Annotated in this window: 14 protein-coding genes; all 14 read right to left on the reverse strand. The window is 64.5% G+C overall.

Annotation, left to right across the window (positions count from 1 at the left end):
* Positions 1 to 7: 7 nt before the first annotated feature.
* The 14 genes from AC1PZ7_RS23130 to AC1PZ7_RS23195 all read right to left on the reverse strand — a co-directional run bounded on the left by AC1PZ7_RS23130 (position 8) and on the right by AC1PZ7_RS23195 (position 9832).
* Complete coding sequence (locus AC1PZ7_RS23130; RefSeq protein WP_482359736.1) at positions 8 to 397, reverse strand: beta-sandwich lipoprotein; 390 nt, start codon at positions 395 to 397, stop codon at positions 8 to 10.
* A gap of 30 nt (positions 398 to 427) precedes the next feature.
* Positions 428 to 2077, reverse strand: coding sequence for a DnaB-like helicase C-terminal domain-containing protein (locus AC1PZ7_RS23135; protein WP_482359737.1), 1650 nt, complete (start codon positions 2075 to 2077; stop codon positions 428 to 430).
* Positions 2078 to 2350, reverse strand: a complete 273-nt coding sequence (locus tag AC1PZ7_RS23140) for a hypothetical protein (protein WP_482359738.1) — start codon at positions 2348 to 2350, stop codon at positions 2078 to 2080.
* Positions 2350 to 2682 carry a hypothetical protein gene (locus tag AC1PZ7_RS23145; protein WP_482359739.1) on the reverse strand — a complete coding sequence of 111 codons (333 nt, stop codon included), beginning with the start codon at positions 2680 to 2682 and terminating at the stop codon, positions 2350 to 2352. The genes AC1PZ7_RS23140 and AC1PZ7_RS23145 overlap by 1 nt, the downstream gene beginning before the upstream one ends.
* Positions 2682 to 2909: a helix-turn-helix domain-containing protein gene (locus tag AC1PZ7_RS23150; RefSeq protein WP_482359740.1), complete on the reverse strand. Its 228-nt coding sequence runs from the start codon at positions 2907 to 2909 to the stop codon at positions 2682 to 2684. Before AC1PZ7_RS23150 ends, AC1PZ7_RS23145 begins: the two co-directional genes overlap by 1 nt.
* A gap of 59 nt (positions 2910 to 2968) precedes the next feature.
* Positions 2969 to 3685 carry a hypothetical protein gene (locus AC1PZ7_RS23155; protein WP_482359741.1) on the reverse strand — a complete coding sequence of 239 codons (717 nt, stop codon included), beginning with the start codon at positions 3683 to 3685 and terminating at the stop codon, positions 2969 to 2971.
* A gap of 125 nt (positions 3686 to 3810) precedes the next feature.
* Positions 3811 to 4293 (reverse strand): N-acetylmuramoyl-L-alanine amidase, encoded by a 483-nt coding sequence (locus AC1PZ7_RS23160; protein ID WP_482359742.1) that lies wholly within the window; start codon positions 4291 to 4293, stop codon positions 3811 to 3813.
* Entirely contained in the window at positions 4286 to 4687 is a 402-nt protein-coding gene (locus tag AC1PZ7_RS23165; RefSeq protein ID WP_482359743.1) for an endodeoxyribonuclease, read from the reverse strand. Before AC1PZ7_RS23165 ends, AC1PZ7_RS23160 begins: the two co-directional genes overlap by 8 nt.
* A 41-nt stretch (positions 4688 to 4728) precedes the next feature.
* Positions 4729 to 5454 carry a hypothetical protein gene (locus AC1PZ7_RS23170; RefSeq protein WP_482359744.1) on the reverse strand — a complete coding sequence of 242 codons (726 nt, stop codon included), beginning with the start codon at positions 5452 to 5454 and terminating at the stop codon, positions 4729 to 4731.
* Positions 5455 to 5460: 6 nt separating this feature from the next.
* Positions 5461 to 5637 (reverse strand): hypothetical protein, encoded by a 177-nt coding sequence (locus AC1PZ7_RS23175; RefSeq protein WP_482359745.1) that lies wholly within the window; start codon positions 5635 to 5637, stop codon positions 5461 to 5463.
* 158 nt (positions 5638 to 5795) lie between these two features.
* Positions 5796 to 6065 (reverse strand): hypothetical protein, encoded by a 270-nt coding sequence (locus AC1PZ7_RS23180; RefSeq protein WP_482359746.1) that lies wholly within the window; start codon positions 6063 to 6065, stop codon positions 5796 to 5798.
* Positions 6058 to 6210 carry a hypothetical protein gene (locus AC1PZ7_RS23185; protein ID WP_482359747.1) on the reverse strand — a complete coding sequence of 51 codons (153 nt, stop codon included), beginning with the start codon at positions 6208 to 6210 and terminating at the stop codon, positions 6058 to 6060. The genes AC1PZ7_RS23180 and AC1PZ7_RS23185 overlap by 8 nt, the downstream gene beginning before the upstream one ends.
* Before the next feature lie 295 nt (positions 6211 to 6505).
* Positions 6506 to 7267 (reverse strand): BRO-N domain-containing protein, encoded by a 762-nt coding sequence (locus AC1PZ7_RS23190; protein WP_482359748.1) that lies wholly within the window; start codon positions 7265 to 7267, stop codon positions 6506 to 6508.
* A gap of 57 nt (positions 7268 to 7324) precedes the next feature.
* Positions 7325 to 9832 (reverse strand): DNA-directed RNA polymerase, encoded by a 2508-nt coding sequence (locus AC1PZ7_RS23195; protein WP_482359749.1) that lies wholly within the window; start codon positions 9830 to 9832, stop codon positions 7325 to 7327.
* Positions 9833 to 10034: the final 202 nt, after the last annotated feature.

Here is a 10034-nt window from a genome sequence, read left to right on the forward strand (position 1 = left end):
AGGGTTCTCAGTTCACGAAGTCGATGTCCGGCACAATCACGGACGGCTTGAAGATGACCCGGTAGTGCGAAGCACTGGCCGCAGCCGGCTCAAGCTGCTCCGCGAAGAACGTCACGTTGTCGGACAGGCCGAGGAAGTGCTTCTTGAAGGTGCCCGGCGCGGTCTTGCACGTGACGGTCAGCTCACGCGGCTTGTCGCTGTTCCCGAGGGAGCAGAGGCCCTCAATGGTCAGGATGTAATCTGCCGTGATGCCGTTGTAGAAGACGATGCGGCGGTTGATCTCGAATTGGTCAGCCGCACGCGAGAGGTTCCGCGAGGCCACGTTGGCATCGGAGTCACAAGCCGCCACGCTGAGCGCAAGGGCGCCGAGCCCGGCAAGAGCCACGAGCTTCTTCATTACTTCCTCGATTGTTGGGGGGGGGGGGGGTCAGAAGGGGATGTCTTCGTCCGCGTCGGTCTCGTCCTCGAACATCCCTTCAGGGTCGTGAGGCAGGAGCCGGCCGGTGAGCTTGTCGTATCGGACGTAATCGGCGGGACCGACTTCTCCGAACTCGCGGTTCTTCAGGAGGCGGACCATGGAGACCGAGGGGGCCTCGCCTTGCTGGTCGCGCTCCATCGCAATCACGTTGTCACTGAGCTGCTTGAGGCTGCCGGACCCTCGGAGGTTCGAGAGGGTGACGCGACCGCCTTCTTCGTGGGCCGCGCCTTCCGGCTTGTTGAGGTGGACAATGGCGATGATGCCCATGCCCGTCTCCTCAACGAGGGACCGAAGCTTGGTCATCAGGCGGTCGATGTCCTTGCGCTCGCCTTCGGAGCTGCTCTCCTGTCCAGAGACCACGATGCTGATGTGGTCGAGGATGGTGAAGTCCACGCCGCACGAGACTGCGAGGTAGCGCAGCTTGGCGAGAAGGTTCTCGCTGTCGAGAGAGCCGAAGTGATTGTAGAAGAACATCCGCTTGTGGATGACTTCGGCAACGCTCTCCTCCCACTTCTGCGGGCTGATGACGTTCTTGTCCGCCCGGAGCTTGCCGAGGGGCACGTCATTGTGGATGGCGACGTAGCCCTGCGCGGTCTTCTTGTGGCTCTCCTCCAGATACACATTGCCGATGGTGCAGCCGTGGGCCTGATGGAGGTGATAGGCCAGCTCGCGCGCCAGCGTGGACTTGCCGATGCCGGAGCCCGCCGTGAGGAGGGTAAGCTCCCCCTTGCGGAGGCCCCCGAGCATCTCGTTGAGCTTGGGCAAGGGCAGCCCGAGGCCAACCGTGGTCTCCTCAAGGAGCATGTCCAAGGTGATTTCGGTGCCGGCCACGATGCCGTCCGGCCGGTAGACCTTGGCGTTCCACAAGGCGTTGATGACGGCCTCGCCCTTGCCCGCCAGAAGGCACTCGTTGGGGTCCTTCAGGGGCAGTGAGGCGATGGCGGCCTTGCCGGGGGAGAGTGCAGCGGCGCATTCCAGCGCGGCCTTCGTGCCCGGCTCGTCCATGTCGAACATGAAGACGACCTGCTCGAAGCTCTCCAGCCATTCGAGGTTTTTCTTGATGGACTTGAGGGCACCCTGCGCGCCGTTCGGGACGGACACCACGGGCCACTTATTGCCCTGGAGCTGGGAGACCGTGAGGCAATCCACCTCGCCCTCGGTGACGACAACCTTCTTGCCGCCTTGGCCCCATAGGTGTTGCCCGAAGAGGCCGGCTTCCTTGAGGTCTCCGAGGACCTTGAAGTCCTTGTTCGCGAAGCGGAGCTTCTGCGCCACTTCGTTCCGGTCCGCATCGTAGAACGGGGCAATCTGGACCGGCTTGCCATTGTACTCCCCGAGGCGGTAGCCGAACTTCCGGCATGTTTCCTCGGTGAGCTTTCGCTTGGACAGGGCAGCGTAGTTGCCGCCCCTGATGAGGTCGGCGCTCAGCCGTGTTCTCCTGTTGTCGGATGGCTGCCGGGGAGCGTCTCCGTCCCCCGGCTCATAGTGGCCGCAGCCGAAGCAATAGCCGTGGCCGTCCGTGTAGCGGGCGAGGTTGTCCCTCGACCCGCACGCTGGGCATGACTCCTTGTGCGAGAAGGAGCTGTCGTCTTGGTCCACTCAGTCGAGCGTTGGCCGCCAGCGGAAGACTTCCTGCCCCCCACGCGCGCGCGCCTCACGGCGCTTTGCCTTCTCCTTGGCCTCCGTCCACGCGCACAGAACGAGGAGCGCGGCGAATATCAGGAGGACGAAGCCGAGGCCGCCGATAGCCTTGAGGGTGAGGAGGAAGAGGACCACGGCCAGAGTGCCGATAGCCACCCCGATCATCACCAAGCCGGTGAACTTCAGGAGGAGTGCTGAGAAGTCCTTGGCGAAGAGGAGCTTGCTGCGCATCACGCAGCCTTCCGTGTGGCGGCCTTCGCCTCAAGGCGCTGCGCCCACTCCTTCAGCTTCTTGCCGAAGGCTCGTAGACCCTTCTGCAGAAAGAAGACGGGACGCTCCTCCTTAGGCCGGATGGATGTAAAGACGACGGAGGCGACGTAGCCATAGGCATAGGCCGCACTCCACGTCATGGGCGTTCCAAGCAACCACGCGAACGTCTTGATCACGGGCGCCCAAACCACGCCGCCGATGAGGGCGCAGGCCACCACCGTTGCCGCCATGAGAGCGAGGCCCAACGGCACTGCGATGACGAGTGAGATGACGCGGAGGATTCGGTCTCCCATCACGCCGCCTTCCGCGCACCCCAGCGGTCACGGATGACCAGCCGGTATTCGCCATAGGGGTAGCCGTTGATGTCCTCTTTCATCGTCGTGATGATGTTGTGGCCGCGCTTGCGGAGCTTCTCGATGGTCGAGGAGAGGCGCGTGCCGTAGCCGAGGAGGACCGCTTCGCCCTGCGTGAGGGTGCGGCCCGAGGTCAGATGCGCGAGCACCTGCTGAGTGCGGGTCATTCCGGGGGTTCCTTGGGAAGAGGGATGAGAGGGGGCGCTAAGGCCCCCTCAGGCCGGCATCACGCGGCGGCGTGCTTGGTGACGGTGACGAGCGGCGCCGGGGCGGACGCTTCGTTGACCGAGGAGAAGACCACGAACGTCTGGCCGGGGTGCTCCTTGGCGAGGCGCGAGGCCTCCTTCTCGGCGGCTGCCTTCGTCGTGTGGACGAACGGCGTGTTGGCCGGCTTGAGATGGCCCTTCGAGTTCTTCTGGATGACGATGTGAGACTGAAGGGGGACGCCCTTCTTCGGTGCCGGGGGCACCTCGTCGAGGATGATCGTGTTGGCGCGGAAGCCCTTGATGGCGGGCTCCGGGGCGGCCTTCACGAGGTCGAAGCGGGTGCGGAAGTAGCCCGACGACTCCCCGTCCAGCCGCACCGACCCGAAGGGCGAAAAGCCGGTGATGGTGAAGGTGGCGTCCTTCGTCGAGCTGGGGTCGAACATGCGCCGGACGTTCTGGTCTTCCGGCGTGTCCTTGAAGCGGACGACATCGCCCACCTTCAGGGCCTTGGGGTCGGTGAAGAGTTCGAAGCGGCTTGCGAAGGCGCCCACGTTGTAGGCATCGCCATAGCACGCGCCGAAATACAGGCAGTCGACGCCGGAGGTGCCGGCGCTCTCCACAGTGAAGATGCTCTCATTGGTGGAGAGCGGCCAGAACCAAGAGCGATACTGCTGGTCGTGCGGGGTGCCCTTGAAGCGAACCTTGTCACCGGCCTTGAACTTCGTGGTCGTGGTCATCTTGTCTTCTCCCATGTGTCGGGGTGCGCATCGGCGCGTTGAGACGAAGACGGCCCCGCTCCCGGTCAGGGGAACGAGGCCGCGTGTGTGTTTGGCGATAGTGGGGGGTTAGCCCCGGAGGGCCGTCAGCGGTGGGGCGCCGGGGTCGGGATGCCTCGGGACGCCAGCCACGGCAGAACGTCGAAGCTCGGGCACGCCTTGGGGGATGCCTTGGTGAGCTTGATGAGGTCCCGATGGCCCATGATCTGAGCGCCGGGGAAGAGCTTCAGCCACTCCCGAAGGACGCGCTCCAGCGAAGCGAACTGCGCCTCGGTGAAGTTGTTCTCGGGGTTGCCTTTGGCGTCGATGCCGCCAGCCATACACACGCCGAGGGAGCGCGTGTTCCAGCCGGGGCCGCAACCGCCTACGTGGGAGCCCACGGTTTCGATGGGGCGCGGCTTGTGGCCGGTGGCGGCGGTCTCAACGGTGCCATCACGGCGGATGACCGCGTGATAGCCGCAGCGGAACCAGCCTTGAGCGCGGTGCCACTGGTCGATTTCCTTGGACCCGATGTCCATGCTCGCCTTGGTGGCCGCGCAGTGGACAATCAGGGTGTCGATTTTACGCAATGGGGTCCTTCTTCCGGGGCGGCTCAAGGAGCCACGCCTGAGGGATGAGCTTGTCGGCAAACTTGAAGCCGTTCTTCTCGCACCACATGGCGTATGTGGTCGGGCTGCCCTTCGAGATGCGGGCGCGCGAGTTCGAGAAGACGAAGCGGATGTCGAGGTCGGGGTGCTGCTGCTTGATGAGCACGTGCTTCTGACGGTCGGCCACGACGAAGCGGCCCTTGGTCTCGATCACGATGCCGTTCGGCAGCACGAAGTCGGGGTGGTACTTGGCGTTCCGGGCTGGGCGGATGTAGGGGACGATATCCTCCTCGTAGCGCGGGTCGATGCCCGCAGCCCGAAGCTGAGCCGCCACCTTTTCCTCCAGCCCGGAACGGAAGCCTTCACGCAGCCCCACCGCATCATCTGCGGCGGGAACTGCTTTACGCGGGGCCACGATCAGAAGGCGTCGGCCGAGTCCGCGTCTTCGTCGCCATCGTCCGGGTTGAGGTCATCCTCATCCTCGTCCGTGGTCTCGTCCTTGAAGGCGGTCTCGTCGTGGGCGTAGCCGTCCTCCTCACCGAAGCCGTAGCTCGACGCGGTGCGGGAACCCTGCGACACCAGCTCGATAATCTGCGCGCCGTTCAGGCGCAGCTTGAGGCCCGCGAGGCCCGAGCCGGGGATGAAGTAGTCGCTGGCCTCGAAGGCGACCTTGCCCTCGGTGCCGCCCCAAATGGCCGGAACCTTCAGCATCGGGCGGCCCTTGGCGTCGAAGATGTCCGGCTTGGCGGACCACTTCTTGCCCTTGCGGGGACCCTGCTTGATGACGCCACCGGCCGGCATCGAGAACTTGAACTCGATTTCGCCCGTGGGCTCCTCGGTCTCGTTGTCGTAGACGGTCTTGAACAGGTCGTTGACGGTGACGGCCTTGAGCTTCTTGCGCTGGCCCACGTCGAGCTTCTTGAACGCCTCTTCGGCGGCCTTGATAGCGGCGTCGTGGTGCGGCTTCAGCTTCGCGATGAACGCCTTCACGGCCGGGTCATCGGCCCGGTAGACCACCGTTACGGAATACTCACCGTCCGGCTTGGGGAACTTCTCGTTGCCGAAGTCCGGCTCGCTCAGCTTGGGGAACTTGAACGTACCGCGCGGGGCGGTGAACTTCGGGTACTTCTTCTTTTCTGCCATGTGCTCTCAGTTGGCAGCGGCGACGCGAACCTGCGCCACGAGCTGCTTGGTCCGCTGGCCCCGGTGGAAACGCTCCATGGTGGCCACGTCGTAACCTTCTTCACGAAGGGCGAGGATGTCGGCGGTGCGGGCACGACGGCCCGTCGACCACGCCTCAATGGCGCGGCCCAAAGCGGTTTCCATGGGGAACCTCAGCGATGCGAATGGATGGGTATTTGCGATAGTGGGGGGTTAGCCCCGAGGCGGGCTCAGGGCGGCGAGCCACGCAGCGGTGAGGACGATGAGGAACACGGCCCACGAGCCCATGAGGGCGGCCATAAAGACGGCCATCAGGGCGTCAATCACGACCGCTCAATCTCCCCCGCGAGGTACGCCGCAACGGCAGCAAAGGCCGGCGTGCGATTGCCCTCTGGCGAGGACATCAGGTTCTTGGTGACGGTGAAGAGGTCCTGTGGAGGGACGCCAGCCCACTCGGCCACGAGGATGAAGAGGGCGGTTGCGGTGTGAACCTGAGCGCCCGGCTCCTCACTCTGGAGGCGGTCCACAAGGTCCATGACGAGGCGCTGCACGGTGGCCGCGCTGGCGCCATTGAGGCGGTCGCGATCAAGCATCGTGCTTGGCCTCCCAAGCGGCCACCACGAGGCGGCGCAGCTTGTTCTTCTCGGGGCGGGCCAGCTTGGCGCGGTCGAAGGTCTTGCCGTCCACGGTGATGCTGTCGTGGGCGGCGCCGAGGCGGATGGTGATGCCGAGGGACATTGATGCGGGTCCTTGAACGTGAGAAACCCCGAGCAGCCAATTCAATGACCGCTCGGGGCTTGGGATGTTGTCGAAGAACGAAGGGGTGCGCCGGCTTTCCTTGGTGGCCGGAGTGGCAGTCGCGCTCGCCGTGTTTGTGATGGCGATGACTGGCCGGGCCCAAGTCCCGACCGCCGCCCTTGGGGCGGCCTGCTACGGTGTCGTGGCGTGGCTCTCGGTTCACGCCACGGCGTGGATTATCGAGGGCTTCAGGAGGCCAGCGAACAAACCGTAATTGCGATAGTGGGGGGTTAGCTCAGGCGGGCACCTTCCAGAGGGCCGCCACGGCACGGCGTGGATAGAGATTCCGCTGGTACATGGTGTTCTTCTTTTCGACCTTGATCGAAATGCCGTGGCTATCGCAGTAGGCGGTAAGGAGGCGCCCGACATCTTGGGACGAGAGGCCCTCAGGAACGGACGGGAACGTTTTGATCTCCTTGGCAGAGAAGTATTCCTGTCCCTTCGCGGCCCGAACCGCGAGACCTACCTTCACCAGCTCAGCGCGAACGGCGGCGGTAGCCTCTGCAAGCTGCTTGCTGAACTGCGCCTCCATCTCTGCGCGCATCTCAGCCATGGCCTTCATGATGCCGCCCACGTCCGGCATCTCGGCCACCGTGCCCTCACCCACGGTCGCCCGGTCGGCGCCCTGAAGGACGTAGCCGCCCGTCTTGCGGATGGTGGGAAGAACCTCGCGCGTCACCCACTCCTGAAAGACGCGGGCCTGCGGCTTGTCGCTGCGCATGATGAGCTTGTAGAGGCCGCTCTCGGACAGGAGCACGAGCCGGGAGGTGTTTCCCTCAAACAGGTGCCAGAGGTGAGAGGTGCAATCTCTCTTGTTGATCTTTCGTACCTCGTCAGCGCCGAGGCCCACATAGTTCTTACCACTCTGGCGGATACCAAGGACGGTGCGGCAGTCCACGGCGACGAACCACGGGTTCCCCTCCAGCGGCACCACGCGGATGCGGTAGGTGGTCGTTGCGTTGCCGTTGCGGGTGATGAAGTCGAAGGTGTCGGTCATCGGTCAGTCTCTCTTTTCGGGTGTCGAAGTTGCATTTGCGACGCTTTTCCGTCGCATTTAGGCAAAGAAAAACCGGCTCTCGCGGATCCCGGAGAGGTCGAGGTCGCCCATCGGGGGCAGCGGCGGGAGCTTACCGCCATCGGGGAGCTGCTCCTCCAGCTCCTCCTTGAGCCGCTGGAGCACGTTCGGGGTGTACATGGCGATGAACTCCTCTCTGAGAAGGTGGGCCATCACGGCAGCGTTCCCGGCGTGCGTACCGTAGCTGTCGTGGATGAGGGAATAGGACCGGATGCCGGCCTCAAGGCACCGCACGACGGTCCCCTGCATGTGCGCGGCGTCCAGCGAGTGGACGAAGTTCGGGGCGATGGCCGAGGCCATGCGCCGGGTGTCGATGTCCTCCTTTTCGCTGCGGACCTGAAGGCGCAGCCGCACCTCTTGGAAGGTCAGCTCAAGGCGCTTGCCCGAGAACTGCCTGTAGTCCTGCTGAGCCACGAGACCGGCCGGCGTGGTCCACCGGACGGGCAGCCCATGCTTTGCGACGGCTGAGGCTGCCGCCTGAAGCCAATCCATGGCCTGCCTTGCGGCCACCACGACTTGCCCCACTGCCTCCCACGTGAGGCCGGCCATGTATTCGGCTGCCGGCCACCCGTCCCGCGCGCGTTCGCCCCACGGGAACCGTGCCGCGTCCTCCTCGAACATCGGCTTCACCGTGTCGTCGAAGATTTGCTCGGTGAAGCCGTACCGCTTGGCGCCATAGGGCAGCGTCATCACGGGCTGCTTCGTCACCTTGCGGGTGATCCGCCCCACCCACCCGGTCGCGATGTTGTGGCCCCCGGCAGCGTCCGTGAGGACCTGCTTGGACACGATGTCCGCGACCTGCTGGTAGATGTCGTTCGGCTCATCGCCGGGAACGAGGTTCACCGCCTTGCCGCCGATGGGGTCGCGCAGCATGGCCGAGAAGTTCTGGAGCCCGTTGCACGTGCCGTCCATCTGGACCGGCAGCGCGCTCTCATAGTCGAACCCCTCGCGGACGAAGCCGGCCCACTCGAAGCAGAACGCGAGGGCCTGCCACGGCTTCTCGGCGTCCGCCCAAAAGCGGTTGTCGAAGGGGTCTTCAGCGGACGCGAGGATGGCCGCCTGATTGGCGTAGACCCAATCAATCCGCTCCTCCATTTTCTTCTTGTCCACGCCCCAAAGCCCCGCGCCGTGGACGGCCAACCAGCCGGCCCCTTGGGCGTCCGCGATGGGGACGGTGTTCGAGAAGAGGAGGAGGCCCCGCGCGCGGTCATCGCCCTGGGGGTGGAGATAAAGCGGGACAGCGTAGGCCCGGCCCCTGAAGTCGAGCTGATAGGGGAAGTAGATGGCTTCCTCTTCAACGAACTCGCGCGCAGTCTGCGTGAGCTTGGAGAGCTGGATACGGCGGCCCTTAAGGCGACGGTTCTCGGTCTCGACGTGGGTCCGGTCAGCCTTCCATTTCTTCATGCGGTCCTGCTGGTCCTCCGTCATGTCCTCCCAAGCCATGTCCTCGGGCACGTCGGGGGGGCGCTCGGGGTTCTTCAAGTCATCCGGGGAAGGCAGCCCGGCGATGCCAGAACCGGCGTCGTAGAGCTTCTCCATCACGTCGAGCACGCGGGAGTTCACGGCCCATGCGGTGTCCTGCATGGCGTTCACGGCCCGATAGACCGTCTCCATGGGCAGCTCGGCCAGCTCCTCCAGATACGCCCGGTTCCCCGTCTTGATGAGGTGCAGGCGCCGGACGCGGCCCGACCAGTAGCCCCCCTCGGTCGGAGAGGTCCAAGGCCGGGGCGGGATGATGGTCGGGAGGTAGATCGGGAGCAGCGCCTCGCAGCGGCGGTTCTCCTCATTCAACCACTCCATCGTCCCCTCGGCGGGGACAATCCAAATGCCGCCCTCGCGCTTGTTCGGGGCGTTGTTCACCTCCTGCGCAATGATGCCGGTAGAGGTGATCATCAGTTCGATGAGCTTGACGCCGAGCGTGATGCGCTGGTCGCGGGTCCAGTCCTCCCAAGGCTCCCCGAGCTTGCGCTGATAGTGCAGCATCACGCGGCGCTGGTACTTGGGGTTCGCGCTCGTCTCGACGATGCGGTTTTTTGCCCAATGGTAGAGGCCGGGAGTGTTCTCCTCCATGTGCCTAAAGCGCAGCTCATCCTCGATCAGAATGCCCACTTCGTAGGCGAGCGTCTGGAGGCGCGGCCGGGAATTGAGGTGATCAAGGACCACGCGCACGGCGAGGAACGCGGCCAACTCCGGCTCGACCAAGGCGAGCTTATCAGCGGCAGCGTGAAGGCGCCCGGCAGCCCCGGTGAACGCCTCCTCCATGAACTTCTCAATGGCCTCGACCACCTTCCCCACGCTCCCGTTGAGCATGCGGCGAACGGAGGATGTCTCCGTCTCGGTGCCCTCGGCGCGGGCCTTCTCAACGTCGCGCCAGAAGCGGGCGATGCCGAGGGAACGCATGCGTTCCTCAAGGGCGAGCTGGCGGGGCATGTCGGGGTGGACATCAGGGCGCGCGGAAGCGGCCGGCGAGGCGTCGGTGTGGTGCATCTGAACAATCCCGGTTTGACGATAGTGGGGGGTTTGCCCTGACGCCGTTTGTCACCAAATCTGTCGCGCTCTCTCGGGGTCCGAAAAGTGCAACGCTTTTCCGTCGTATAGAGACCGAAAAAACCCCCGGAAACGCTTGGTTTCCGAGGGGTCAGATTGAGGTGATACGGATATCAGTAGCGCACGAACTAGATTTTAAGTC

Source organism: Ancylobacter sp. TW_SC_1 (assembly GCF_056836805.1).

What these genes read in the sequence shown, in the direction of transcription:
- AC1PZ7_RS23130 (WP_482359736.1), bottom strand. Translation starts at nt 397, where the DNA reads ATGAAGAAGCTCGTGGCTCTTGCCGGGCTCGGCGCCCTTGCGCTCAGC.
- AC1PZ7_RS23190 (WP_482359748.1), bottom strand. Translation starts at nt 7,267, where the DNA reads ATGACCGACACCTTCGACTTCATCACCCGCAACGGCAACGCAACGACC.
- AC1PZ7_RS23170 (WP_482359744.1), bottom strand. Translation starts at nt 5,454, where the DNA reads ATGGCAGAAAAGAAGAAGTACCCGAAGTTCACCGCCCCGCGCGGTACG.
- AC1PZ7_RS23150 (WP_482359740.1), bottom strand. Translation starts at nt 2,909, where the DNA reads ATGACCCGCACTCAGCAGGTGCTCGCGCATCTGACCTCGGGCCGCACC.
- AC1PZ7_RS23155 (WP_482359741.1), bottom strand. Translation starts at nt 3,685, where the DNA reads ATGACCACGACCACGAAGTTCAAGGCCGGTGACAAGGTTCGCTTCAAG.
- AC1PZ7_RS23145 (WP_482359739.1), bottom strand. Translation starts at nt 2,682, where the DNA reads ATGGGAGACCGAATCCTCCGCGTCATCTCACTCGTCATCGCAGTGCCG.
- AC1PZ7_RS23185 (WP_482359747.1), bottom strand. Translation starts at nt 6,210, where the DNA reads ATGTCCCTCGGCATCACCATCCGCCTCGGCGCCGCCCACGACAGCATC.
- AC1PZ7_RS23175 (WP_482359745.1), bottom strand. Translation starts at nt 5,637, where the DNA reads ATGGAAACCGCTTTGGGCCGCGCCATTGAGGCGTGGTCGACGGGCCGT.
- AC1PZ7_RS23195 (WP_482359749.1), bottom strand. Translation starts at nt 9,832, where the DNA reads ATGCACCACACCGACGCCTCGCCGGCCGCTTCCGCGCGCCCTGATGTC.
- AC1PZ7_RS23180 (WP_482359746.1), bottom strand. Translation starts at nt 6,065, where the DNA reads ATGCTTGATCGCGACCGCCTCAATGGCGCCAGCGCGGCCACCGTGCAG.
- AC1PZ7_RS23140 (WP_482359738.1), bottom strand. Translation starts at nt 2,350, where the DNA reads ATGCGCAGCAAGCTCCTCTTCGCCAAGGACTTCTCAGCACTCCTCCTG.